The 26,305-nt window shown below is 59.1% G+C and carries 21 protein-coding genes and 1 pseudogene; 14 read left to right on the top strand and 8 right to left on the bottom strand.

The window, feature by feature from the left end:
- Positions 1-3 precede the first annotated feature (3 nt).
- Together xseA and B4V06_RS12165 are read right to left on the bottom strand one after the other, a co-directional pair.
- Positions 4-1,056: an exodeoxyribonuclease VII large subunit gene (xseA, locus tag B4V06_RS12170; RefSeq protein ID WP_498166484.1), complete on the bottom strand. Its 1,053-nt coding sequence runs from the start codon at positions 1,054-1,056 to the stop codon at positions 4-6.
- Positions 1,057-1,131: 75 nt separating this feature from the next.
- Positions 1,132-1,299: a DUF1931 domain-containing protein gene (locus tag B4V06_RS12165; protein WP_498166487.1), complete on the bottom strand. Its 168-nt coding sequence runs from the start codon at positions 1,297-1,299 to the stop codon at positions 1,132-1,134.
- Positions 1,300-1,517: 218 nt separating this feature from the next.
- On the opposite strand from B4V06_RS12165, the gene B4V06_RS12160 reads away from it, so the two are divergent.
- The 7 genes from B4V06_RS12160 to B4V06_RS12130 all read left to right on the top strand — a co-directional run bounded on the left by B4V06_RS12160 (position 1,518) and on the right by B4V06_RS12130 (position 9,405).
- Entirely contained in the window at positions 1,518-2,195 is a 678-nt protein-coding gene (locus B4V06_RS12160) for a metal-dependent transcriptional regulator (RefSeq protein ID WP_498166490.1), read from the top strand.
- 128 nt (positions 2,196-2,323) lie between these two features.
- Complete coding sequence (locus tag B4V06_RS12155; RefSeq protein ID WP_498166492.1) at positions 2,324-3,583, top strand: multicopper oxidase domain-containing protein; 1,260 nt, start codon at positions 2,324-2,326, stop codon at positions 3,581-3,583.
- Between the two features lies 1 nt (position 3,584).
- Positions 3,585-4,841 carry a ZIP family metal transporter gene (locus B4V06_RS12150; RefSeq protein ID WP_498166495.1) on the top strand — a complete coding sequence of 419 codons (1,257 nt, stop codon included), beginning with the start codon at positions 3,585-3,587 and terminating at the stop codon, positions 4,839-4,841.
- A 141-nt stretch (positions 4,842-4,982) separates the two neighbouring features.
- Positions 4,983-5,288: a cupredoxin domain-containing protein gene (locus tag B4V06_RS12145; RefSeq protein ID WP_321166838.1), complete on the top strand. Its 306-nt coding sequence runs from the start codon at positions 4,983-4,985 to the stop codon at positions 5,286-5,288.
- A gap of 109 nt (positions 5,289-5,397) precedes the next feature.
- The gene (locus B4V06_RS12140) at positions 5,398-8,046 is read left to right on the top strand and encodes a heavy metal translocating P-type ATPase (RefSeq protein WP_498166499.1); all 2,649 of its coding nucleotides are present in this window, start codon (positions 5,398-5,400) and stop codon (positions 8,044-8,046) included.
- Between the two features lie 22 nt (positions 8,047-8,068).
- Complete coding sequence (locus B4V06_RS12135; RefSeq protein WP_498166502.1) at positions 8,069-8,995, top strand: cation diffusion facilitator family transporter; 927 nt, start codon at positions 8,069-8,071, stop codon at positions 8,993-8,995.
- Between the two features lie 26 nt (positions 8,996-9,021).
- On the top strand, positions 9,022-9,405 hold the full coding sequence (locus B4V06_RS12130) for a SpoIIAA family protein (RefSeq protein ID WP_142987657.1): 384 nt from the start codon (positions 9,022-9,024) through the stop codon (positions 9,403-9,405).
- Between the two features lie 144 nt (positions 9,406-9,549).
- Here B4V06_RS12130 and B4V06_RS12125 read toward each other — a convergent pair whose 3' ends face one another.
- The 4 genes and pseudogenes from B4V06_RS12125 to B4V06_RS12110 all read right to left on the bottom strand — a co-directional run bounded on the left by B4V06_RS12125 (position 9,550) and on the right by B4V06_RS12110 (position 13,004).
- Positions 9,550-10,290, bottom strand: coding sequence for a TMEM165/GDT1 family protein (locus B4V06_RS12125; protein WP_498166505.1), 741 nt, complete (start codon positions 10,288-10,290; stop codon positions 9,550-9,552).
- Positions 10,287-10,991, bottom strand: coding sequence for a metal-dependent transcriptional regulator (locus B4V06_RS12120; protein ID WP_498166508.1), 705 nt, complete (start codon positions 10,989-10,991; stop codon positions 10,287-10,289). Before B4V06_RS12120 ends, B4V06_RS12125 begins: the two co-directional genes overlap by 4 nt.
- 178 nt (positions 10,992-11,169) lie before the next feature.
- Positions 11,170-12,159, bottom strand: a pseudogene (locus B4V06_RS12115) (IS630 family transposase); the annotation flags it as partial.
- Between the two features lie 59 nt (positions 12,160-12,218).
- On the bottom strand, positions 12,219-13,004 hold the full coding sequence (locus tag B4V06_RS12110; protein ID WP_123115102.1) for a sulfite exporter TauE/SafE family protein: 786 nt from the start codon (positions 13,002-13,004) through the stop codon (positions 12,219-12,221).
- Positions 13,005-13,148: 144 nt separating this feature from the next.
- Here B4V06_RS12110 and B4V06_RS12105 point away from each other — a divergent pair, with 144 nt between their 5' ends.
- From B4V06_RS12105 to B4V06_RS12075, 7 genes are all read left to right on the top strand, one after another.
- Positions 13,149-14,459: a DUF7405 family protein gene (locus B4V06_RS12105; protein WP_123115103.1), complete on the top strand. Its 1,311-nt coding sequence runs from the start codon at positions 13,149-13,151 to the stop codon at positions 14,457-14,459.
- Complete coding sequence (locus B4V06_RS12100) at positions 14,446-15,507, top strand: DUF7350 domain-containing protein (RefSeq protein ID WP_123115104.1); 1,062 nt, start codon at positions 14,446-14,448, stop codon at positions 15,505-15,507. Before B4V06_RS12105 ends, B4V06_RS12100 begins: the two co-directional genes overlap by 14 nt.
- A gap of 250 nt (positions 15,508-15,757) precedes the next feature.
- Positions 15,758-18,421: a heavy metal translocating P-type ATPase gene (locus B4V06_RS12095; protein ID WP_498166512.1), complete on the top strand. Its 2,664-nt coding sequence runs from the start codon at positions 15,758-15,760 to the stop codon at positions 18,419-18,421.
- A 128-nt stretch (positions 18,422-18,549) separates the two neighbouring features.
- Positions 18,550-19,473 (top strand): cation diffusion facilitator family transporter, encoded by a 924-nt coding sequence (locus B4V06_RS12090; RefSeq protein ID WP_123115106.1) that lies wholly within the window; start codon positions 18,550-18,552, stop codon positions 19,471-19,473.
- 264 nt (positions 19,474-19,737) lie between these two features.
- Positions 19,738-20,463 (top strand): CPBP family intramembrane glutamic endopeptidase, encoded by a 726-nt coding sequence (locus B4V06_RS12085; protein WP_080505347.1) that lies wholly within the window; start codon positions 19,738-19,740, stop codon positions 20,461-20,463.
- Between the two features lie 164 nt (positions 20,464-20,627).
- Positions 20,628-21,785: a multicopper oxidase domain-containing protein gene (locus tag B4V06_RS12080; protein ID WP_123115107.1), complete on the top strand. Its 1,158-nt coding sequence runs from the start codon at positions 20,628-20,630 to the stop codon at positions 21,783-21,785.
- A 225-nt stretch (positions 21,786-22,010) separates the two neighbouring features.
- Positions 22,011-23,135 carry a hypothetical protein gene (locus B4V06_RS12075; protein ID WP_498166516.1) on the top strand — a complete coding sequence of 375 codons (1,125 nt, stop codon included), beginning with the start codon at positions 22,011-22,013 and terminating at the stop codon, positions 23,133-23,135.
- A gap of 147 nt (positions 23,136-23,282) precedes the next feature.
- Here B4V06_RS12075 and B4V06_RS12070 read toward each other — a convergent pair whose 3' ends face one another.
- Both B4V06_RS12070 and B4V06_RS12065 read right to left on the bottom strand, forming a co-directional pair.
- A complete protein-coding gene (locus tag B4V06_RS12070; protein ID WP_123115109.1) occupies positions 23,283-23,468 on the bottom strand; it encodes a DUF7333 family protein in 186 nt (61 codons plus the stop codon).
- A 165-nt stretch (positions 23,469-23,633) separates the two neighbouring features.
- Positions 23,634-26,135, bottom strand: a complete 2,502-nt coding sequence (locus B4V06_RS12065; protein WP_176329437.1) for a heavy metal translocating P-type ATPase — start codon at positions 26,133-26,135, stop codon at positions 23,634-23,636.
- Positions 26,136-26,305 lie beyond the last annotated feature (170 nt).

Here is a 26,305-nt window from a genome sequence, read left to right as displayed (position 1 = left end):
CGCTTAGATCACCCCCAGCCAGAGTGCAGTAATGAGCAGCAACAGCATTAGGAGCACGACAATTGCAACCTTGTAGTAAACCGGCGACAGACCCTCAGGCGCGGTCGCCTCTTCGACTGCCTCGGCCAGTTCCTGTTCGTGTTCGTGCTCCTGTTCAAAGGTCTCGTACGCGGCCTCAAGCTGTTGCTCAAGCGGGTCAATATCGCTAGCCAGGAAGTCATTCCGAGACTTCACGATGTACTCGCCGGCCGCTGTCGGTGTGATTGCAGCCATATCCGCCACCCGGTCCGCGATCAGTCGGTCGTCAGTATGGCCAATTGCCGTGACGATCGGGGTGTTCGCGGTGAAGATCGCTTCCGCGACCCGCTCGGTGTTGAACGCCTGAAGGTTCGAATCGCTCCCACCGCCGCGGCCGACGATAATCGAATCGACGTCCTCGGAGCGGTCCAGATGGTGAATCCCATTCGCGATAGACGTCGGGGCCTCTGACCCTTGGACGGTCGCATCCTTCACCAGGATGTCGACTGTAGGGTCTTGCTCGTGGATCGCGCTCTGGATGTCGTACCGAGCATCCCCTCGGAGTGAGGTCACGACACCGACCCGCTCCGGGAACGCCGGCGGGCGCTGTTTCTGCTCGTCGTCGAACCAGCCACGCTCTTCGAGTTCGCTTCGCAGCCGCTCGACGGCAGCTGCTTGGTCGCCGTCGCCGACGACGATCACTTCCCACGGTTTGAGGTCGATTTTCCCACCTTCGACCCAGTAGTCGATATCGCCCTCGAGGATGACTTCGGTCCCGTCCTCGAGGTCGGTGTCCATCCCCCGGTAACGGTTCGCCCAGATCATACAGGGGAGTTCGGCGTCGCCGTCGGTCAGCGTGAAGTAGAGCGCCGTACTGTTCTCGTGGAGGTCAGTGACCTCCCCGATACAGCGGACGCCGTTGAGGGCAGGCGTGTCCTGGACGACCGACGCGATCCGGTCGTTCAGTTGTGACACGCTAAGGACCTCTCTCGCATCGGGTTCGACCGCCTGCCGTTCGGTATCCGGTGCGTCCGCCATCTCCGTTTCCTAACTTCTGAACAGGAACCTCAAAAAGCTACGTTCGAGTGGCGGGGTCGGCTACGCAAAGTAGGCCTACAGGTCGCGGGGCTGGACCGTCTTCCGGTCGTTAGCCTCGGCACGCTCTGCGGCGTCGTCAATCAGTTCGGCGACCTCTTCGTTGAGGGCGTCGTAGAAATCTGCCGAGACGTTGTGGTCCGAAAGTGCGTCCTTCACGGCTGCTTTGACGATCAGGTCAGACATTCCATCGCCGACTTCTCCCGTCTATATTATAAAGGTTCGAATTCTCGATGCGCCATTCTGAGCATCAGTGAGTGGCACAGCAGGAAGATACGGAAAATCAATACGCAAGTGTTGACCGTGGCGATAACCGGCCCATCTCAGACTTACGCTCACAGCTGTCGACAAGACAAATCATCTCGCGGCAAATTATAAACTTAGCCCAGTCTAATTTCACTCTAATGCTGAGCGCCATCATGGAGGACTATCTCAAAGCGATCTATTACCTCCAGGACGAAACGGATGAACGGGTGCGGACCTCGACGCTCGCTGAGCATATGGACGTAGCACAACCGTCAGTCACCAGTATGGTAAAAAAATTAGCAGAGCGGGATTTTGTCCATTACGAACCCTACAAGGGCGTTGTACTCACAGACACTGGAATTCCTGTTGCGCTCGAGATCATTCGCCATCATCGGCTCTTAGAACGATACCTAACGGAGCGCCTCGAGTACGATTGGGCTGAGGTACACGACGAAGCAGATCGCCTCGAACACCATATCAGCAATCAATTCGCCGACAGAATTGCAGAGCAGTTAGGGAATCCGGCAGTTGACCCGCATGGCGACCCGATTCCCACAGCGGATCTGGACGTTTCACCGCCACAATCCGGTGAAACCCTCGCTGATCAGCAGGTCGGCGACAAGGTTCGAATCGAACGGGTGCCAGACAATGATCCAGATCTACTCCGGTACCTGTCTGAACACGGGATTACCCCAACAACTGTAGTCGAAATTGTTGAGACCACCTCATTTGGGATGGTGACGCTTGATCCAGATGGCACCGACGAACGAGTTGCACTCCCAGAGGAAGTGGCCCGATCCATAACCGCTCAAACGCTCACTGGAGCCTCAAACTAAACTGATGTGTCTCCAGTAGCGAGTCTATTAGTTTAGCCTCAATCTAAGTTTAGATGGGTCTAATTTATATATTGGGTGGTGCAATGGACGTGTATGGGTATGCGAAGGCTTGACCAGCGGAGGAGATCATGCCATCGATAGATTACAATAGCGCAGCAGACGTCACGAAACGGCTTGAGGAGCGACTGGTCGAATCACTCACTGGTGAAACGAGTGTTAGTCGCCGCACGGTCCTTGGCAGTCTCGGTGTTGCAGGCAGTGCAGCAGTTGGACTCGGGAGTTCCCGAGCAGCTGCCTCATCCGAGCACGACGATGAGGATGGACACGGAAACTTCGGTGCGGTAGGTGAATACCAGGATTTGGATTTCGACCCGCACGAGTTCCTCACTGCGTTCAATACCGGAGAGAGCGGACAGGATAACGTTCCCCAACAGGTCTACGAAGAGGACGGCCAAACCGTACGGGAATTCGAGTTCACTGCTGTCGACACGACGATCACGATTGCGCCGGGCGTCGAGTTTCAAGCGTGGGCGTACAACGGCCAGGTACCGGGCCCGACGATCCGCGCCGTCGAGGGTGACCTGATCCGCGTGAAGTTCACGAATCTGGGACGACACGCACACACGATTCATCCACACCTGAAGAACCTCAACCCGCGAATGGACGGGATTCCCCAGAACGGCCCCGGTGTGCTTGATACGGGTGAATCCTTCACCTACGAGTGGATCGCCCAGCCCGCCGGTACGCACTTCTATCACTGCCACTCGCTCCCGCTGAAAGAGCACATCCACCGCGGACTCTACGGCACGATCATCGTCGATCCGGACCCCGAATGCGTCAGGGAGAATCCACGCGACTACGTCAATTACCCCGGACCGATTACCGACGACATGCGGACGCGGTTCGTCGAAGAGGCGAAGAGCCGGAACCACGAGTACGCCGAAAACGACGCCGTCAACGAGATGGTCATGGTGATGAACTCGTTCGACACTAACTTCGACGGCGGGAACGAGGTCTACGCGGCGAACACACGGGCGTTCGCATACGGGGTCGGTAGTACCGACGGCACCGGCAACTGGACGGCGGGCGAGACGAAGCGTCCCATCCAGATCGACAAGAACGAACGGCAACGCGTGTATCTCTCCAATGCGACTGAGTTCGACCTTATCAACTCGTTCCACACGCACTCGCAGTTCTTCGATTACTATGACCACGGGACTACGCTGACACCGACGCGCAAGACCGTAGACACGATCATGCAGACGCAGGCGCAACGCGGTATCATCGAGCTCGACTACTCGGATCACGAACCCGGGCTGTACATGTTCCACGCCCACCAATCCGAGTTCGCCGAACTCGGCTGGATGAGCTTCTTTGAGGTGGTCTAACATGGCAGATGAGACACAAAAACCAACGCCAGACGGTGGTGTATCTACTGAAAACGAGGTCACACAGCCGCTCGGACTACCGCGATGGGTCAGCGCGATACTCCCGATCGTGTTGCTCGTGCTCGTCTTGGGTGTGTTCGCGTTCACGTCACCACTCGCGAGTATTCAGAGCCAGAGTGGTGAACCGCTTCCCGACGTGACGATCACGCACACGACGCTTCCGAGCGACGAAACGGTCGTGTTACACGTAACGAACAACGGGCCCGATTCCGTGACGATAGCACAGGTCCTCGTCGATGAGGCCTACTGGAATTTTCAGGTCGAAGGAGCTGGTGGCGACCAAACGCTCGCTCCGATGGAAAGCGCACAGATCGTGATCCCGTATCACTGGAATCCGGGATGGGATCTCAACGTCGCCCTCGTACTCTCTGACGGGGCAACATTCGAGAATACGATCATCGCTCCGAGTCAGGCACCTGGATTCAGCCTCAGTCTGCTCTGGACGCTTGCAGTCATCGGGCTGTTTGTCGGTGTGATCCCGGTCGCATTAGGGATGTTGTGGTTCCCCTACATCAAGACGATGAGCGATCGGTGGCTACACGCCGTGCTCTTGTTCGCGGCTGGCGTCCTCGGCTTCTTGGCGTTCGACGCCGGATTCGAGGCGTTCGAACTCGCTCAACGGGTTCCGGGCGCGTACGAGGGCGACCTCTTGGTCGTCTTCGGGATCCTCGGCGCACTCACTCTCGTTCAGGCAATCAGCGCGTGGCGCAAGGGCCGTGTCGCCGCCGGTGACAGTCGGGCGAGTAGCGGTCTCTGGATCGCCTATCTGGTCGCGGTCGGGATCGGCCTGCACAACCTCGCGGAAGGGCTGGCGATCGGGAGTTCGTTCGCACTCGGGCGTGTGTCGCTCGGCGCGTTCCTCGTGATCGGGTTCATGCTCCACAACGTGACGGAAGGCCCGGCCGTCGTTGCACCGGTCGCCCGCGGAGAGCGTCCGTCGTTCAAGCACTTCGCCGCGCTCGGCGTCATCGCCGGTGCCCCCGTCATCCTCGGCGGGTGGATCGGTAGTCTCGCGTACTCGCCGACGATCGGAGCCTTCTTCCTCGCGATCGGGGTTGGTGCGATCCTACAGGTCAACTGGGAGATCGCGGGTATGGTTCGGGATGCAGGCGGTCGCGTGGCCAGCGCCACGAACCTGCTTGCGTTCCTGCTCGGCCTCGGAGTGATGTACGTGACCGACCTCTTCGTGGCGCTCTGATAGGCACCACCCATCTCTGTTCCAATGACACTCAAATTCTACAATCGACGGACGGTATTGCGACTCAGTACTGCCGCCTTGGCGACGCTGAGCACCGCTGGATGTTTGAGCGGGCAGGCATCGTCGAGCCTGGCCGTCACGATGCCCGACGATCACACGTTCGAGCCGAAGACTGCGACGATCGAAACCGAAGGGACAGTGACGTGGACGAACGAGAGCGACATCCAGCACACGGTCACAGCGTACGAAGACGAGATTCCTGCCGAGGCCGTGTACTTCGCAAGTGGTGGCTTCGAGTCAGAGCGTGCTGCGAGGAACCGGGTTACTGAGGGACTCATCGCCCCGGGGGAGAACTACGAGCACACGTTCGATCAACCCGGAACGTATGGGTACTGTTGTATTCCGCATGAGAGTTCTGGAATGGTCGGGACAGTTCGAGTGAGATGATCTGACGGGAATATTAATAGCTCAATACATAGTTTTTATTAATAATTAACATAATAGGGAGCATTTATCGCAGTAGATTTAATAAATCTGTAGCGGCAACCGGCGAGTAATGACCCCACCTGACGATAATTCCCACGACAAACGTGGCGAACCGCCGAATCGAACCCACACGCACGAAGAGGGATCTCAGCATAGTCACGAGTCCACTCAGCATACAAGGGATGTCGATGACACCTCCCCACCACACGGACAAGGGAATGTTGCACAGCTCTCGGTTCCGGAGATGGACTGTCCCTCGTGTGCAGGAAAAGTTGAGAACAGCGTCGAAAAACTGGACGGGATCAACAGTCTCGACCCGCAAGTGACGACGGGAACGTTGACAGTCTCATACGACCGCGATCAAACCAGCGCTACCGAGATAGCTGATCGGGTCGAAAAAGCGGGATACACCGTTGAGGACGTCGACGAAATAACGACGAAATTTACGGTGCCCGAGATGGACTGCCCCTCGTGTGCGGGGAAGATCGAAAAGTCACTCGACAAAGCCGGAGTCACAGCATATGAAACTCAGCCAACGACCGGAACCGTCGTTGTCACGTACGATTCTTCGGAGGCCGGAGAAGCCGAGATAATCAGTGCTATCGAACGTGCTGGATACGAGGTTACAGACAGTTCGAGCGACGAGTCCGAAGGTCAGAACGCGACCGAGGAACGCGAGAGCATCTGGGTGAGTCCGCGGGCACTCAAGACGTGGATCAGCGGTGGGTTCGTCGCTCTCGGTCTGCTCCTCGAATTCTTCCTCACTGGGCAGAACGGAGAGATTGCGAGCCTTCTCGGCACGGAGCTGTTCGTTGCCGACGGACTATTCCTCGTCGCCGTCGCCTTCGGCGGCCAGGAAATCCTTCGCAACGGCTACTACTCGGCGCGAAATCTGAACCTCGATATCGACTTCCTGATGTCGGTGGCTATCCTCGGAGCACTCGTTGCAAGCCTCGCCTTCGGGGAGGCACTCTACTTCGAGGCCGCCACCCTCGCGTTCCTGTTCAGCATCGCCGAACTGCTGGAGCGGTACTCGATGGACCGTGCCCGGAACTCGCTCCGCGAGCTAATGGACCTCTCGCCGGATGAAGCGACCGTCAAGCGTGATGGGAGCACGGAGACGATTCCCGTCGACGAGGTCGCTGTTGGTGACATCGTCGTCGTCAAGCCAGGGGAGAAAATCCCGATGGACGGAAGCGTCGTCGACGGTGAAAGCGCCGTCAACCAGGCGCCTATCACGGGCGAAAGCGTGCCCGTCGACAAGACGACTGGCGACGAGGTGTACGCCGGTACGATCAACGAAGAGGGGTATCTCGAGGTGGAGGTTACCTCCGAGGCCGGCGATAACACGCTCTCGCGTATCGTGGAGATGGTCGAAGACGCTCAGTCAAACAAGACCGAGCGCGAGCAGTTCGTCGAGCGCTTCTCAACGTACTACACGCCAGTGGTCGTCGCCTTCGCCATCCTGACGACACTAGCAAGCCCGTATATCCTCGGCACAACCTGGTCCACGGCCGTCGTCTATGGGCTGACCTTACTGGTCCTGGCCTGCCCGTGTGCGTTCGTCATCTCGACGCCCGTCTCGGTGGTGTCGGGAATTACGAGCGCCGCGAAGAACGGCGTCCTGATCAAGGGCGGCAATCACCTCGAAGCGATGGGGGGCGTCGATGTGGTCGCGTTCGACAAGACGGGGACCCTCACCAAAGGTGAGCTCACCGTCACCGACGTCGTACCCTTGAACGGGAACTCGGAGGAGGACGTACTTCGGTGTGCACGCGGGCTCGAGCAACGGAGTGAACACCCCATCGGCGAGGCAATCGTCGCCGAAGCCGGCAGCGCAGGGGTTGCCGAGCGCGAGGTTGATGACTTCGAGAGCATCACCGGAAAGGGTGTTCGCGCCGATCTCGACGGGACTCCTCACTTCGCAGGCAAGCCGGGTCTGTTTGAGGAGTTAGAGTTCGACCTGTCGCACGTTCACGCGACGACCGAGGGTGGCGTCGTGACGCAGACAGCCCGACAGATGTGTGACCGGAACAACTGTCTCGATCTCCTCGAAGAGACCGTTCCCGAACTCCAAGCAGAAGGCAAGACCGTCGTTCTCGTTGGGACCGAAGACGAACTCGAAGGCGTCATCGCGGTTGCCGACGAGATTCGGCCGGAAGCGAAGCGAACGGTGGCGCGACTGAAGCAGCTCGGTGTTGCCCGAACGGTGATGCTGACGGGTGACAACGAGCGGACTGCCCGCGCGATCGCCGAGCAGGTCGGCGTCGACGAGTACCAGGCCGAATTACTCCCCGAGGACAAGGTGACGGCGATCGAGGAGCTCGTCGACGAGTACGACGGCGTTGCGATGGTCGGTGACGGCATCAACGACGCCCCGGCACTCGCGACGGCGACGGTGGGCGTTGCGATGGGCGCGGCCGGGACGGACACCGCGTTAGAGACGGCCGACATCGCCCTGATGGGCGACGACCTCGCGAAGCTCCCGTACCTCTACGAACTCGCGAACGACGCGAACGGCGTCATCCGACAGAACATCTGGGCGAGTCTCGGAGTGAAGGCTGGACTGGCGCTCGCGGTCCCCTTCGGATACGTTCCGATCTGGCTCGCCGTCCTCGCCGGAGACGCCGGCATGACGACCGCGGTGACCGGAAACGCGATGCGACTCTCGCGGATCCGTCCTGCGACTGACGATAGAGACGCGGTGGCCGACAGCTAACCACTCTTCACTGGTCGAGACGATGTCCCTCCATACGCACGAGCACGACGACGAGGACCGGCGTCAGACGACAGAGCAGAGTACTCGACGGTTGGCGTTCGTGGCCGTTATCAACTTCGTCGGCTTCGCCGTCGAGCTGGCTGGTGGACTCCTGTTCGGTTCGGTGGCGCTCATCAGCGACGCACTCCACATGCTGTTCGACATGCTTGCGTACGCGATGGCGTTCGGGGCGAGCTACACCGCCGAACGATTCCAGGGCGGTGAGGCGTGGTCGTACGGTCTCCACCGACTGGAGCCGGTTGCGGCCTTCCTGAACGGGGTCTTGCTCCTTCCAATGGTCGGATACATCGTCTGGGAGTCCTACCAGCGGTTCCTTGAGCCGGTAGCGATCAATCCGGAGTTGACGCTGATCATCGCGACGGGTGGACTGCTGGTAAACATCGGCTCCGTGTACGTGTTACAAGGTGATGAGATGAGCCTCAACGAACGGGGCGCGTTCTACCACCTGCTCGGAGACGCCGGTGGCTCTGTTGCGGTAATCGTCTCGACTGCCGCTGTCGCAGTGTTCGATCTCCCCATCGCAGACCCTATGGCGGCCGTAGTCATCGGGCTGGTGGTACTCGCGTCGGCCGGGAACGTTCTCCGGGAAAGCACCTCGATCCTGTTGGAACGGAGCCCGGTGTCGTCAGAAGAGCTTCAGGATGAATTGACGACACTCGACGGCGTCGACCAAGTTGAGGACCTCCACGTCTGGCAGATGTGTAGTCAACTCACCGTCGCAACCGTCCGGCTCACCGAGACAGCGACCACTCTCGAAGAACAACGAGAGATCCGGGCGCGAGTTCACGATCATCTCACGGATCGAAGAATCGACCACGCAACCGTCGAGCTCGTCGGGAGTGCCGACCCCGATACCGACCCTGTCGGTACGACGAATCACTCCCACTAACGATGGCTCACGCAGCACCCAATCGAATGTTCGAAGTGTTAGACGAGACGAACGGGAACCTCGTTGCGATTCGCGTCGGGCGAGGGACGAGAGCAGGCTATCGAGAGCTGTACTCGCTACTCGTCGAAAAAAGCGACCAGCAGGGACGCATCCACGTGTACGAGGAAGTTCCGAACTGGACGTTCGGGACGTTTCTCACACATCTCCACGGGGTGGTTCCCGATCTCCGGTACGGTCCTGACTTCGATATCGACCGGTACGCCGCAGTCGGCGATTCGAGGTGGGCGAAGCTGCTCTTTGACTGGTGGCGTGTCATCCGGCCGATCTGGCCGGTCGCGCCCGACGAGATGCGATATTTCGACAGTATCGAGCGCGAGAGAGCGCTCGACTGGCTTTCCGAGAAGGGATGAGTGACAGATTGGCTTCGGTTCCCGTACCGCAAACAGCACGTTCTCGCCCCGGGAGATTGGCATCCCAGCGGATGAGATACGTCTCTGCTGTGAGTTTCGATGAAGAATCAACAGTTCCACCGTAGTACGGCAAGCGAGAAGTGGTCACACGACTGCGAGGAGCGCATCCGAAACGGCGCTGACGATCGCCTCCCAGAGGCTGTTGTGACCGAACACCGCTTCCGGGCCGGTCGCTATCCCTAAGATCGTATCCACCCCAAAGAACGCAAATAGTGCCGCCCCGGCGTAGTGGGCCTTCCGGACGTCGAAGCGGTGTGAGAACGTGTGGAAGAAGTACGCGTTCGCAAGGCTCACCGGGATGATGACCAACATTTCACCCGCCCAGATCGCGGCACTAGCCCCGTACTGTGCCGCCAGCCCGATGGTGACAAGCTGGGTCTTATCACCGAACTCTCCAGCAGCCATCATCGCGAAGATGGTGAGAAATTCGCCCAGCTGCCCGCCGATCGTGTAGCCGAACGCTTCGAACTCCGGGTTGATGTCCGTGATTCGTGTCCCGACGACGCCACCATCCGTCTGTGTGCCGCTCTCAACTGGGACGTTGTGCCCACCAGGGGCTGACCGGACGAGTAACACCGCGAACAGCAGGAAGAGCGCCGCCGTAATCCCGTCGAGGACGACGCCCGGGAGCGCCTGCTGGAGCGCCTGACCGAACAGGATCTCGAGGACGGTCCAGCCCGCGAACGCTGTCCCAGCTGCCGCGACGACCAGCAGTGGTTTGAACCGGGTCGAGAGCCCGGCGATGATGAACTGGACCTTCTCGCCCGGCAGGACGGTGAGCTGCGCGATGGCCGCGATTACGACGATCTCCAGAAACGGCGTCATGCATCACCCCGGTGGTCGACGCTCACCGAGTCGTCGACGTCGTTCAGGGAGGTCACGCGGATCGACGTCGCAACCCCTTCGGGAATAGCTTGCTCAGTGTCGTCGACATCCAGAGTAATCATGCCGAACGGGGCGACATCGACAATACGTACAGCTGTGCCCGGCGTGATCCCGACATCGGCCAAGTACGCAAGATCATCCTCGTTGCGATCGCTAACACGAGTGATGACCACTCGATCGCCGACCTCACAGGCTGACAGGGGTCTCATGGGGTCCTGATTCGGTGGCTCTAGATCTTCACCTGGAATCGGATCGCCGTGGGGGTCTCGCCGGGGATTTTCGAGTGTCTCGGCGAGCCGCCGTTCGAACTCCTCGCTGATGTGGTGTTCGAGTCTGTCGGCTTCTTCGTGGACCTGCTCCCAAGGGTAATCGAGGTGGTCGGCCAGATAGGTTTCGAGGAGCCGGTGATGCCGGAGTACTTCGACTGCAACGGTTTCGCCGTCGTCAGTGAGTTCGCTTCCTTGGTACGGTTCGCGTGCGATCAGTCCCTGCGCTTCAAGTCGGTCGAGCGTACTCGTGACCGTCGCCTGTGCCTTGTCGAGACGGTCGGCGATAGCGGATGTCGCAACCGGTGGATCCTCCTCCTGCTGGAGATGGTAGATCGTTTTGAGGGTATCCTCGACAACTGGACTCGGAGACATATAACTACCATTTAGATTCGTCTAATTTAATATTTGGGAACCATCGTGAAGGATCCCGATTCAGTCGAGTTTCACGAAAAGCCATCGGGAGAATTCATTCCATTAGCAGCAGGTGAAGTGCGTACACTGAGGGAAAGTTGATGAAAAGATGTTGACCGTCTTTTGAGACATTAATTAGGAAGCCTACGAACACAGTTGGGATAGAAATTTGGTCAAGAGCAGTATCGATCGCTGTTGTAAGTTCGTTGAGTGAGTCGAAGAACCGGTTGCTGAGAGCTGCTTGGGGCTGTCTCCAACATTCCTCGACAGGGTTCAACTCCGGCGAATATGACGGGAGCGTCACAAAGGCGAGGTCGTCACGGGCCGCGAGGTCCGTGACAGCCGATGTCTGAAAATACGGTGCGCTATCGAGCACGACGATCAGATCCTCTTCAAATTCGTCACATAGTGCTAAAATGAAATGTTTTGCGTGATCAGCGGTGACGTACTCGGGAAGCCGTGAGAAAAAGCGATCGCCGTCCTCGGTGATCGCGCCGAGCAAGCACGTCCACTTCCGTTGACCGGATAATTCGACAGAAGGCCGCGTGCCGCGCGGAAACCACGCGGCTCGACTTGGACGGATTTCTTGGTTTGATCGATACAGACTACTGTGGCGTCTATCTCTCGCCGCTTTTTTTGATCTCGTCGTGAAACGCTTCTTGATCGTCTTCGTCGGATTCAGTGGCTGAACGGCGTGGCTTTTGATAGCTCAATCCTGCCTCTTTCAACAACCGCCGACAACTCGGAAGTGAATACTCGACGCCGTACGTTTCTTCGAGAAATTCTTTGACAAGCACCGGCGTCCACGCCGGCGCGTCAAAACCGATCTCTTTGGGTGATGCGTGGACAGTGTGTCCAAATTCTTGCTTCTGTTTTTCTGATAATTTTCGCTTTCGACCAGATCGATGAGCATCAGTTACAGCCTGTTCAAGTGGCTCGTCAGTATCGAGTCGGTTGAGCCAGCTGTAGATCGTTCGTCGGCCGGTGTCGTGCCACTCGGCAAGTTCAGTCTGTGTGACGCCGTTTTTGTACGCGATCGCAGCTAACAACGTTGCGTCGGCTTGTTTCCGTCGACGTTGTCAAGCGCGTCTTAGAGTTCTTCGACGGAGATCTCGTCGAGATGATCCATTAGATACTGTACAGCACTCCGTGCGGATAGTTCTAATTTCTACTATAATTAAGCCATGGTCACCCCAGCGGTTGATATCGTGGAAGCATCGGCGTTGGAACAGTGATGCCGATTGCCATCAATCCATGTCCCAACAAAACGTATCCCAGCAGAATGAAGGCGATACCGAGGAGACGATGGAGTCGTCGGCGATGAATGGCATCGACGGACTCAATAAGCGTTCCATAAGCGAAAACGGCTGGTATCGTCCCAATACCAAGCGTCGCTAACGCGAGAAAACCGGATACAGCAGATCCCGTCGCGAATGCGAACAGGTACGCGGGATACAGTATCGGACAGGGGAGCAACCCATGAAGCGCACCGAGGCCAACGATTCCAGGAGTATTTACGTATCGGTCAACGCGAACAGCGATCCAATTGGTTACTCTCTGTACTCCAGGAATTCCGAGACCAGCAGCACCTCCGAGAAGATATTTCACACCGGATACGATGATGAATATCCCGATCAAAATACCGACGCCGCCCCGGACGGAATCGGCGATTGCGGTTATTTGGTCCGCTGAAATAAACACGAAACCACCAAGCGCGCCGAACACCCCACCGATGAGCGCGTAGCTGACCGTCCGCCCCAAATTAAATAGAGCGTGTTGACGAACCTCATATGTGGTAAGATGTCCACGTTGACCCGGGGTACCTGACCTCACCGTCCCGGCGTCTCCACGGGGAGCCATCCGCTCGGCATACATGGTCACCAGCGGCCCACACATACCGATACAGTGTGCCCCACCAAGCACACCAATAGTCAAAAAGAGAAGAAGATCAACACGGAGGACTGCGTCAAACATCGTAGGTCGATCAACCCTTTACTACGCTCTCTATTACTAATTCTGGTTCAATTGCCGAACATAGATTCCGTTGTAAAACCGTTGAAGACGGGTTCGAGAATCATACCAGAACGGGCTTGAGCGTGACTTCCCAACTGTCGAGTGATGACTGACGAGAGGGGAATCCCCCGAAGAGAATTTCTCAAGTCGGCCGTCGCTATCGGCGGAGTAGCAGGATTTAGTGCCTGTTTAGGCCGTGAAGAAGTCGATATCCCGACGGCCCCGGATGATCTCTCATCGTATCCACAGCATCAACACGCTTGGAATGAGGTCCTCTCACGAGACGACCACGGAAACGTCATCGCCCCGAGCCATCGGGTGCTTCTCTATCTGAATTACCGACGAGACGGACAACCGAACGAAGACCACCGCGATCGGGTTGAAACAGCTCTCCGTGGCATCGAACACGCCTACGAGCGAAGCGGAGACGGATTATTGTTCACGGTGAGTTATTCTCCGGCATACTTCGACCGGTTCGACGAATCACTTCCTGATGGCGTTGACCTCCCCGATCCGGAAGCACTTGCTCCGTTCGAGGAGCCCGAATTAGATACACCGGATGCGGTCGTCCATCTCGCGAGTAACACGGCGCAGGCGGTGATCGGTGCCGAAGAAGCTCTCAAAGGGAACAAACCGACCCTCAACGATGTCGATCAGCCTAAGGCTACATTGACCGATGTCTTCTCACTCGCCGACCGGCGGACGGGCTTTATCGGGAACGGGTTACCGGCGGAGAATGTAGGTGACGCTGAGGGTGTTCCAGCCGACAAAGTTCCGGAGGACGCACCTCTGTTTATGGGGTTCAAATCAGGGTTCACAAAGAACCAGGCCAGTGAAGATCGTGTGACGATCCAGTCGGGGCCGTTCGCCGGTGGCACGACTCAGCATATCTCCAAGCTCCGGCTCAACCTCAACCAGTGGTACAATCAGGACGACCGCTGGCAGCGCGAGGCGAAGATGTTCTGCCCATATCACGCCGAGAACGATGTCGTCAAGGGTGCCGGAGACAACCTCGGCGACAGCAACGGAGTCGGTGAGTGTGAGCCGACCGATAAAACCGCCCGCGAGATGGGTGTCGTCGGTCACGCGCAGAAGAACGCCCGTGTTCGCGACGATGACGGCTCGCCGCTGCTGCTTCGTCGTGACTTTGATTCGACTGACGGAGGACGAGCGGGCGTACATTTCCTCTCGCTCCAACGGCGGATCAGCGACTTCGTCGACACGAAAGAGGCGATGAACGGAACCGATATTTCCGAGAAGTCGGCCGTCGGGCAGCGAAACAACAACGGTATCCTCCAGTATATCCGGACGGAGCGTCGCGGCAATTACCTCGTGCCCCCGCGGGGTTTGCGCGCGCTTCCGCCTGTATACCCAACCGGCAGCAACGGGGAGGAGGTGACGTATGCGTCGTCGTGATGTGCTCCGGGTCGCCGGGAGCACTTCGATCGTCGGCCTCGCTGGGTGTGCCAGCGTGTTCGAGACACCTTCTGCTTCTGCCCCACCAATGGCCGGGAATCGGCCGGATACAGTCTACCATCCCACCCACTACGAGGGAATGAAAATGGCTGGAATGAAACAGCAGGATGGGTACAAGTGTGCGCTCACGTACTCGTATCCGCATCGCTTCTGGCTGATGAAGCCAAACGGGACCACGAAGGTTGACATCCAGTCGGCGGATTCCGTTCATATAATGCCGGTCGTCTGGGACGCACAGACAGGGATCATTCCGCCCGATATCAATCCGCAGCTCACGATCACACAGAATGGGGAATCGATTGATCAATTCGCGCCGTGGCCGATGCTCTCTCAGCCGATGGGCTTTCACTTCGGCGATAACGCCCAACTTCAGGGCGACGGCACACACACTGTCGAGGTCAGTATCGGCGGGCCGTCGACGCGGCGGACCGGATCGCTGGCCGAGAACCAGGGGAACGCCTCGTTCGAGTTCGAATTCGAGTTCAGCGAATCGACGCTCGATGAGATCTCGTACACAGACATCTCCGACGACAAGGAAGGCACGAGGGGTGCTGTCGACCTAATGGACATGGTGATGATACCAGACTCGCAGGTGCCGACGCCGGACGCGCTCCCTGGTGACGTGCGTGGCTCGGAGATGACCGGAGACGCGAGGTTCGTGGTTACGGTCCTCGAAGACGCGTCGCGTTTCGGTGGTGACGGGGAACAGAAGTACCTCGCTGTGTCTCCGCGCACGCCGTACAATCGGACGATGCTGCCGATGATGTCATTATCTGTAACATTACGGCGCGATGGTGCGTCAGTATTCGACGGAATTCTACAGTCAACCATCAATCCAGAGCTCCGCTATCACTACGGGACAACAGTTTCGGACGTACAGACGGGAGATGAGCTGACGATCACAGTCGATTCGCCCCCACAAACGGCTCGCCATGAGGGATACGAGACAGCCTTCGTTGATATGCCGGAGATACAGATGACATTGTGACTTTTTTGCTCTGTTGAATCCACAGAAGGCGTCGTTGTCGGTTCACGCTGTACTCGACTCAGGAGCGCTGTCGAGAGATCGGATTCCCGTATCGTCATCGGATTCGACCGAGCAGACCGAACTAAAACCCGAAAAGGAACGGATTAACGGATGAATTAATAATTCAATTTTATTTTTTGTTAGAGATTATTATATTAGGGGGGCTGAATGGCAGCTAATTTAATAAGTTTGTAGTCGTTAGCGGCGTGTAATGACCCAACCTGACGAAAGATCCCACGACGAAACTGGTGAACCACGGGGTCAGACCCACGAGGATGGTCATACGCACGACCACGATTATGGAGATCACGAACACGGTCATCACACCGGACAAGATGACGAAGATGTTGTTTCATCGGTAGATAGTGAGGACGTTGCGCAGTTATCGGTCCCGGAGATGGACTGTCCATCCTGTGCCGGAAAGGTCGAAAGCAGCGTCGGAAAGCTGGACGGCATCGACAGCGTCGATCCGCAGGTGACGACGGGGACGCTGACAGTCTCCTACGATCGCGAGCAAACGAGCGCCACCGCGATAACTGAACGCGTTGAGAAAGCGGGATACGCGGTGGAGAACGCTGGCGAACTGACCTCGAAATTCACCGTCCCGGAGATGGATTGCGCATCGTGCGCGGGCAAGATCGAAAACGCCCTCGACAGGGTCGACGGAGTGACAACGTACGAGACACAGCCGACGACCGGAACCGTCGTTGTCACGTACGATTCGTCGAGGGGCGGGGAAGCGGATGTCATCGACGCGATCGAAAGCGCTGGGTATAAGATCACAGACACAGCAGGCGACGGATCGGAACGTCAAAACGCGGCCGGAGATCGTGAGAGCATTTGGACAAGCTCTCGCGCGCTCAAAACGTGGGTCAGCGGTGGGTTCGTCGCGCTTGGACTCTTCTTCGAGTTCTTCCTCACCGGCCAGAACGCTCTCGTAGCCGAGGTCGTCGGTCGCGAGCTGCTCATCGCGGATCTCTTCTTCCTCGTGGCCGTCGGAACCGCCGGGCAGGTCATCTTCCGTAACGGCTACTACTCCGCGCTCAATCGGAACCTCGACATCGACCTGCTGATGAGCATTGCCATCAGCGGTGCCATCGTCGCGAGCCTCGTCTTCGGCGAATCGCTCTACTTCGAGGCCGCCACGCTCGCGTTCCTGTTCAGTATCGCCGAACTCCTCGAACAGTATTCGATGGATCGCGCGCGCAACTCCCTCAGAGAATTAATGGATCTGTCTCCGGACGAAGCGACGGTGAAACGGGACGGCGAGGAGGTGACGCTTCCCGTTGATGACGTGGCGGTCGGCGACACCGTCGTCGTGCGTCCGGGAGAAAAAATTCCGATGGATGGGAACGTGATCGACGGAGAGAGTGCCGTCAATCAGGCCCCCATTACCGGCGAGAGCGTGCCCGTCGACAAGACGCCGGGGGACGAGGTGTACGCGGGGACGATCAACGAGCAGGGGTATCTCGAGGTCGAGGTCACCTCCGAAGCGGGCGATAACACGCTCTCCCGCATCGTCCAGATGGTCGAGGACGCGCAATCGAACAAGACGGAACGCGAGCAGTTCGTCGAGCGGTTCTCCTCGTACTACACGCCGGTCGTCGTCGGCTTCGCGATCGTGGTAGCGGTTATTCCGCCGCTCCTGTTCAGCGCGTCGTGGCCGACGTTCATCGTCTACGGACTCACGCTGCTCGTGCTGGCGTGTCCGTGCGCGTTCGTCATTTCGACGCCCGTCTCGGTCGTCTCGGGGATCACGAGCGCCGCGAAGAACGGCGTTCTCATCAAGGGCGGCAACCACCTCGAAGCGATGGGCGCGGTCGAAGCGATCGCGATGGACAAGACAGGGACGATCACGAAGGGCGAACTCACGGTCACGGACATCGTCCCGCTCAACGGCAACAGCGAGGGAGACGTCCTCCGGTGTGCCAGCGGGCTGGAGTCGCGGTCGGAACATCCTATCGGCGACGCAATCGTCGAATTTGCCGAGGAGAGCGACGTCGATGCCCCTTCGGTCGACGATTTCGGGAGTATCACCGGCAAGGGGGTCGAGGCTGATCTCGACGGCGAGAAACATTACGCAGGCAAGCCTGGTCTCTTCGAGGAACTCGGATTCGACCTCGAGCACGTCCATGCGACGACCGACGGCGGTGTCGTGACAACGAGGAGCCGTCGGATATGCGAGCGCAACGACTGTCTCGACCTGCTTGAGGAGACGGTTCCCGAGCTACAGTCACAGGGAAAGACCGTCGTGCTCGTTGGTACCGAAGACGAACTCGAGGGCGTCATCGCCGTGGCTGACGAGATCCGGCCCGGAGCGAAGCAGGCGATCCAGCGACTCAACGACCTCGGTGTCGAACACATCGTCATGCTCACGGGGGACAACGAACGGACCGCCCGTGCGATTGCGACCGAGGTCGGCGTCGACGAGTTCCGGGCGGAACTCCTGCCTGATGAGAAGGTCGAGGCGATCACGGAACTCGACGAGAAGTACGACGGAGTCGCGATGATCGGCGACGGCGTCAACGACGCGCCGGCACTCGCAACGGCGACTGTGGGCGTCGCGATGGGCGCGGCCGGAACGGATACCGCGCTCGAAACAGCGGATATCGCGCTCATGAGCGACGACCTATCGAAGCTGCCGTACCTCTACGACCTCTCTCACGACGCGAACAGCGTGATTCGGCAGAACATCTGGACGAGTCTCGGTGCCAAGGGCCTGCTCGCACTGGGCGTCCCGTTCGGCTTGGTTCCGATTTGGGCGGCCGTCCTCATCGGTGACGCCGGGATGACGCTCGGGGTCACTGGCAATGCGATGCGTCTCTCTCGAATCACGCCGACAGCAGACGACGAAACCACCGCTTCGGATGGGTAGTTTGAAACCCCAGATCCTTCGCGTGTCCGGCACAGGGCTCGGTGTCGACAGGTGGAGATCGGTCGAGGAGATCCGTCCGCGAAAGTACAGTGGCTTCCGAGTCGAAACAGCAGCGCAAACGTAGAGTGATGACCGTACACGAGCATACACACGGAGAGTCGTCAGAGCGCGACCCTCCGTCTGACACGAGTAATAGTACCCGCCGACTGGCACTCGTCGCCGTCGTCAACTTTGTGGGGTTTGTCGTAGAGCTTGCTGGCGGACTGTTGTTCGGTTCGGTGGCGCTCATCAGCGACGCGATTCACATGTTGTTCGATATGCTCGCGTACGCGGTGGCGTACGGCGCAAGCTACACCGCCGAGCGGTTCGAGGGCGGCGAGGCGTGGTCGTACGGTCTCCACCGACTGGAGCCGGTTGCGGCCTTCCTGAACGGCGTCTTGCTCCTTCCGATGGTCGGATACATCGTCTGGGAGTCCTACCAGCGGTTCCTCGAGCCGGTGGCGATCGACCCGGAGTTAACGCTGATCATCGCCACAGGCGGCTTGCTGGTGAACATCGGCTCGGTGTACGTGTTACAGGGCGGAGAGATGAGCCTCAACGAGCGCGGGGCGTTCTATCACCTGCTCGGTGACGCCGGTGGTTCCATCGCTGTGATCGTGTCCACGGTCGCTGTCGCCGTCTTCGATCTCCCTATCGCGGATCCTGTGGCTGCCGTACTCATCGGACTGCTAGTGCTCGCGTCGGCCGAGAACGTCCTTCGAGAAAGCACAGCCATCCTGCTGGAGCGGAGCCCCGTGTCGCCAGCGGACCTCCGAGATGAATTGACGACACTCGACGGCGTCGACGGGGTCGAGGACCTCCACGTCTGGCAGGTCTGTAGTCAACTCACCGTCGCGACCGTCCGCCTCACCGATACGGCGACCACGATCGAGGAGCAACAGACGGTCCGGTCGCGGGTCCACGACCATCTCACGGACCAGGGCATCGACCACGCAACCGTCGAGTTCGGCGAGCGGAACGACCAGATCGATACCACGAATCACACCCACTAATGATGGCTACGACCGCATTCAGTCGAATGTTCGAGATACCAGACGAAACTGGCGAGAACCATGTAGTGATTCGCGTCGGTCGAGAGACGCGAAAGAAGACCGGGAGCTATACTCGTTCCTCGTTGAGAGGACCGACCAGCACGGGCGTACCCACCAGGTCAGTCGTAACAAATCACAACTATGAGACGTATGGGGACGGACCGCATCGAAATCGACCAACCAAAGCCGACTTGTGGGATAGAACCCTACGATAACATCTGAATAATGTCATCGATATCTCGTTTCCGATCCGTCGCCTCGGCGATCAGTCTCACGTATGGATCGTACGTCGCGGGGACAGTCATAGTTCTGGCCGTCGTGACAGTCGTCAGGCTGTTCGGAGTCGACCTCGCGTCACGTCCAGCACTCAGGCTGGTTGTGAGTACACTCTTCCTTCAAGGGGTGACGTTCGGGGGCATCACCGTCCTCTATCTCAAAGGCCGTGACCTCGGGTTCGGATTCGTGCCAGTCCGTCTGCCTGACAAACGTGACGGGGCGGTTATCGTCGGGGGGAGTATCGTAATCCTGGGGTTGCTCTTTGCTGCGTCCTCCGTGATCGCGGCCCTCGGTCTGAGCACAGCCCAAAACCAAATCGTCGAGGTCGGGCAACAGAACCCCAGCGTATTCCTCCTACTTATTCCGCTCCAATTCCTGTTGGTCGGCCCAGGGGAAGAACTACTCTTCCGAGGACTCGTACAAGGGACTCTCCGTGAAACTCTCCATCCGGCCCGTGCAATCGTCCTCGCAAGCGCCCTCTTCGCGTCGATCCATCTCTTTTCGTTGTCAGGAGAAGGCAAACTGGTGTACATCGGTATCGCGTTCCTTCTGGCCCTCGTACTCGGAGCAGCGTACGAGTACACGGACAACCTCGCGGTTCCAGCCGTGATACACGGTGCGTACAATGCGATACAGTTCGCAAGCGCATATCTGACCGCCACGGGCGGAATGTAACTGTTCCCCAGACCGTTTACTCCGAATGCCGATTTTCGTGGCGGAAAATACCGGTCTGCTTGTAAGACCTGTTCGGCTAATACCGAACATGTTTGCTCGCTTTTTCAGGTACAGGGATTTCGCGGTCCTCTTTTAGCCGTACAACAGAGTGTTCCAACTGTACTATGACTCGATCCTTCGGTGCTCCTGGAACCGGACTGTCTCGACGAGAATTCCTCACCGCGACCGGCGCGACAGGCCTTTCGGCGTTGGCAGGTTGTTCATCGAAAACGATTAACGCGCCGACGGCGGCCACGAACTCCCCGAACGAGGCACAGACATCGTCGTCAGATCTCCCCTACACCAGCCCTCCGACAGTCGTCAACGTCGACGAGCAGGGCGGGTCGGTGACGATGGGGACGCAGCCGGCGCGACACGCCGTTCACCCGCTCGATTCGATGGGCGGCCCGGTCGAGTTCCCGCGCGTCTGGGCCTGGCAGGCCGACGACCACGACCCGAGCGTCCCGGGTCCGATCCTCCGGACGACCGAGGGGAACGACATGGAAGTGACGCTCGACAACACGAACGGACGCCGGCCGCACACGATCCACTTCCACGGCGTCACCAAGACGTGGAAGAACGACGGCGTCCCGACATCGACCGGAGTACAGGTCCCGGCGGGCGAGAAGCACACCTACGAGATTCCGGCGAACGTTCCGGGGACGCACCTGTACCACTGTCACTTCCAGACACACCGGCATATCGACATGGGGATGTACGGAATCTTCCGAGTCGATCCCGAGGGCTACGAGCCGGCGGACCGGGAGTACTTCATGACGATCAAAGACTGGGACTCGCGGATCCCGAAGACATGGGCCGGCGAGGGGAACTTCACGTACGATACGACCTCGCGGACGCCGGACGTCTTCACCGTCAACGGGAAGAGCGCGCCCCGGACGCTCCATCCCGAACAGGGGTCGCCGATCATCGTCGATCAGGGCGACCAGGTGCGCATTCACCTCGTCAACGGCGGATACATGTCCCACCCGATGCACATCCACAACCACCGATTCCAGCGCGTCGAAAAGGACGGTGGAGTCGTCCCGGAGGCGGCCCGACACGACATGGACGTCACGAACATCGCCCCCGCGGAACGGCACACGATCGAGTTCACGGCCGACGCGGACCCCGGGATCTACCTCATGCACTGCCACAAGGTCAACCACGTGATGAACGGGTCGTTCTACCCCGGCGGCATGCTTACGGGGGTAGTGTACCGCTCCGTCATGGACTCGGACATCTTCAGTCAGCTCATGGAGTACGCCGGCTACGAACCGAACTGACGTGATCTGATACGCATTTTTGAACCGTCCCGAAGGACTCTACAGGACGGTTCCACGCGTATGTAGACCCTCGGGCCGGTCACGAGGTGCATCTCGAGGGGAAACGAGAGAGACAGATAATTGTGTGTGAGTCACTAACCCCTCGCAATGACTCAGAAAGGCCGAAGCGAGAACGCTGATGCCGACAGACCGAAACCTCAACAGAGGTCGATCCGCCTACTCGTCTTGGTTGCTGTCGGGATCAGTCTCCTTTCTCTGGTCCCGACAGTTTCGGCCCACGGTAGTGCTGAGTCGTCGGGACTCTCACAGTCGCACGGGTTGGCGATCGCTGGTATCGGTGCCCTCGTAGTCAGTGCGCTCGTCCTCCTCAAGCGAAGGGAGCGGATCTCGCCGAGAACCGCTCTGTACGGGATTGCGGTCGGTATCGGTATTGCTATCACCGGCGCGATCCTCTTCGAGGGTCTGGCTCCGGATCCGACGTATCAGGCGGGCTCGATGCCGTTCCCGCGGTCGTGGTATCAGCCGCTCGCGATCGGAACCGGCCTGTTGGTCGTGGTCGCGAGTTTCATTACCGGACTCGTTCGATGGACGACACGTCCCCGGTACATGGCTCTCGGCATGCTGCTTGGTGGCTGGATACTGTACCCGTATCTGCTGCCCGGATTCAGCGGCTACACCAACCCGATCGGGTACGGAATTGTCCTCGCGACACCGCTGCTCGTCGGCTACATCCTCTGGAAAGACGTTGGCACGGCACTGTCGACGATCCTTCGGGATCCGGTGGCGCGTCGGTTCGGATTCAGCGTCGGAGCTATGGTAAGCCTCTTTTTTATGGCGACATCGGGATACCTATCTTTCTTTAGTGAGGAGGGCGCTCCGCAAGAGACGACCGTGGCGGTCCTGAACGTACTGTATCAGATCGTGCGGTGGCCCACCCTCGAGGTCCTGCTCCCCGACGTTCCGTTTTTCATCGCGATCTCTCCCGGTGTGGTAATCGTGCTCGGACTCCTCGGCGCCCTCGTGGGGTTGAACGCGGCCGCCGTCGCTCACTCGTGGCGTCTCGATCAGCAGGCGGGAGCGACACAGAGTACGGCCGGGACGGCGACGGTCGTCGGTGCGTGTACGTGCGGGTGTTGTGGCCCCCTCGTCTCCCAAGTCGCTGTCATCGCGGCCGGCCCGACGATCGCGGCGCCGATATACTGGATCTTCGTCGATTCGGCGTCGCCACTCAGTTCGATATTCCTGTTAGGGAGCATCGCACTGTTCACCGGCACGCTCGTGTATTCGATCGACTCCCCGACACCCGTCCGGCAAGATGCGTCTGAGATCAGTGCGGGGGTCACAGAATAGAGGTACCGGCCATGTCGATTCTCGGTTGCTGATCGCTCATGGAGCCTTATTGAACACGAAATACGGACCACTGGACGTAGTAACCCGAATGAGGACGCTTCAGACGGAGTGACACTGTGATTTTGGGGGCGGTGCCGGACAGGGGCGCTACGGACTAGCGCGGAATTCGCCGTGTTTCATCCCGAGGAAGTACGCGACCACCGAGAACGCGATCATCGAGGGGAGAACCATCATGAAGACGGTCGAAGGTGCCATCACGGCGGTTAGCCCGACCGTTGCGACGGCGACGATCACGGCGAGCGGAACCACCGAGCGCACGAAGTCGAACTCCATGGTTGTAGTAGTGTCTAGACAAGGATAGTCCTTTAGAAACAGAAGCGATTCGGATCTTTGGTGACGGCCGTACCGATCGGATCAACGATGCTCGAATGATAGATAGCCACTCTTCTATGTCAGTAGTACAACTCGGCTCCGAGTTCTGTCGGCGGCCGAGCCTCGCTACCCGAGGAGTTTTCGTCGAGTGTTTACCGCGATCAACCCACCGCCAGCGATGACCGCGGCCGCTGCCGTCAGCGGATTGAAGAACCCGACGGCCAACGCCGCGAGGGCGATACCGTTGTAGGAGAACGCGAGGAGGTTGTTCTGTTTCACACGACGGCGAGCCGCTCCCGCGAGGTCGAACGCGGTTTCGACGGAGCGGATGTCGTTATCGACAATCGCAATGTCGGCGGCGTCGGCGGCCAACGCCGTCCCCCCGCCCAGCGAGATGCCAAGATCGGCGGCGGCGAGCGCCGGGGCGTCGTTCGTGCCGTCACCGACCATCGCGACCTGCCCGTCGGATTTGAGTCGCCGGATCGTCGCCGTCTTCCCCTCCGGCGGAACCGTCGCAAAGACGTGCGTCACGGCGTCGTGTCGCTTGAAGAAGTCCGTCGCTTCCTCGTCGTCGCCGGTCAGGACGACGACCTCCGTGCCTCGTTCTCCGAGCCGAGAGACGGTGTCATCCCAGCCGTCCCGCGGCTCGTCGCCGACAACTATCAGCCCCTCTGCTGCCCCGTCACGACCGATCACGACCGGCAGCTGACCGAATCCCTGAGCGTCGGTGACCCGCGACCGGATATCGTCGTCGACGGTCCACCCCTGTTCCGCGAACAGCTCAAGGTTCCCGACGAGATACGACGTGTCGCCGATCACGCCTTCGATACCGGACCGGTGGTTCGTGAACTCCCGTATCCGATTGTCGCCTTCCGTTCCGACCGCATCGTCTGCCGAGTCCGACTGATCCTCCGTGTCGTCGCCTCCATCTCTGCCGGCGAACGCCGTCACAATCGCGTTCGCGGCGGGGTGTGACGCTCGTTGTTCGAGCGCGGCAACAGCGTCGAGCAACTCGGGGGGCGCGTCCGCTTCGATCACCTCCATCTCTCCGGTCGTGAGCGTCCCCGTCTTATCGAAAACGACGATGTCGACGTCGCGGAGCCGTTCGAAGACCGTTTCGTCGAAGATGATGATCCCGCGGCGGAGCGCACTGGAGAGGCTCTTCGCGACCGACAACGGCGTCGCGAGTCCGAGCGCCCACGGCGAGCCGGCGAGGAGGACCAACAGCGCGAGGAGGGCAGCGTCCGGTGGGGCCATCCCGAATGCGAGCGCCCCGACGCTGCCGACCGTGACGGCGGCTCCGACGACGAGGAACACGGCGTACGACGCGAGTTGATCGGCGTGCCGCTGGACCCCGTGCGTCGCGCTCTGTAAGTCCCAGACGGCGGTCGTTATCCGGTCGATGCTACTCGTCACGTCCGGGCCGACACGGACCAACGCGGCGCCGTCCGTGACGATCGACCCCCCGATCACGTCGTCGCCGGCGCGTTTCACCACCGGAAGCGACTCACCGGTCACGATCGCTTCGTCGACGGTACAGCTGTCTTCAACGAGTTCGCCGTCGACCGGCACACGTTCCCCCTGTCGAACAAGGACGACATCACCCGCCTCGAGGTCCTCGACGCGAACGTCCTGAGTGGTTCCGTCTGCGTCGTACGTCCGCGCCTGCTCGACCTGCGATATCGTGAGCTCGGTGAGCCGGTTGAGTGCGCGCTGTTTGATCGACGACTCGTAGAACACCATCGCGGTGACCGCAGCCGTCACGACGATCGCGAGGTCGTAGAAGATATCGTTCTGCCCGAGGATGACGGCGGCCGTACTGTACAGATACGCGCTTACCGCGGTGATCGCGACCAATAGGTCGGTGTTCGGCCGACGCATTTTCAGACTGATGTACGCACCCCGCAACACCGGAAGCCCGGTGAAGACGAGGATGATCCCGGTCATCACGAAGTAGAGTCGGAGGAACACGAACGCGCCCTGACTGTCCAGCCGGAACGCGCCCTCGAATATCGCGAGCGCTTGCCAGTCGAATATTGACGCGAGCTGCGCGGGATACAGAATCGCGACGTACGGGACCAACAGAAACGCACCAAAGAGGAAGCCAACGGAGTACCGCATCCCCAAGAGTTGGTCGTCTCGCCGCTTTCGAATGCCACCCATCTCCCGCGACCGGCGCGTCGTTCCGCCGGCTGTATCCGCCTCTGTCGAGGCGTCGTCACGGAGGTATGCTGTGTACCCGAGCGTACTCAACGCGTCACGCAGTGTATCCTTCGATACGGTTTCTAGGTCGTGGTCGATGCGGATCGTCTCTGTAACGTAGCTCGCTTCAGCGGCGGTCACTCCCGCCTGGCTCTCAGCGACCGATTCGAGATATGCCTCACATGTCGCAGAGTACATCCCATCGATCCGTAGAAACGTCCGAGAACCGTCTCGTTCGGGCGGATCTGCGTCTCCTGTCTGTGTACTTTCGCCCCCAGGTGGGGATTGGGTGTCGTCGAGGGAACCGACAGCTCCGAGTGTCGTGTACACATCGTAGCAGCCACTCGAACAGAACCCGCGGTCACCGGGAGCCTCGAATGTGGAAGGTTGAATCGGTCGGCCGCACAGGGAACACTTTTCAGTCATACTGTGATGGGAATGATACGTTCTATTATTTTGACAGCACTCCATCTCAATTGGGTATTACTATACATATTTCTATGAAACGAGTATCATAATAAGGAGCCAATCAATTGTGTAGCATTACGAAGGTTATGTTTATGTGGCTGTCGCTATCTATTGTATAGAATTTCTCT

Source organism: Halorubrum sp. B53 (genome assembly GCF_059752395.1).
This window is presented reverse-complemented; position numbering and strand designations above follow the sequence as displayed.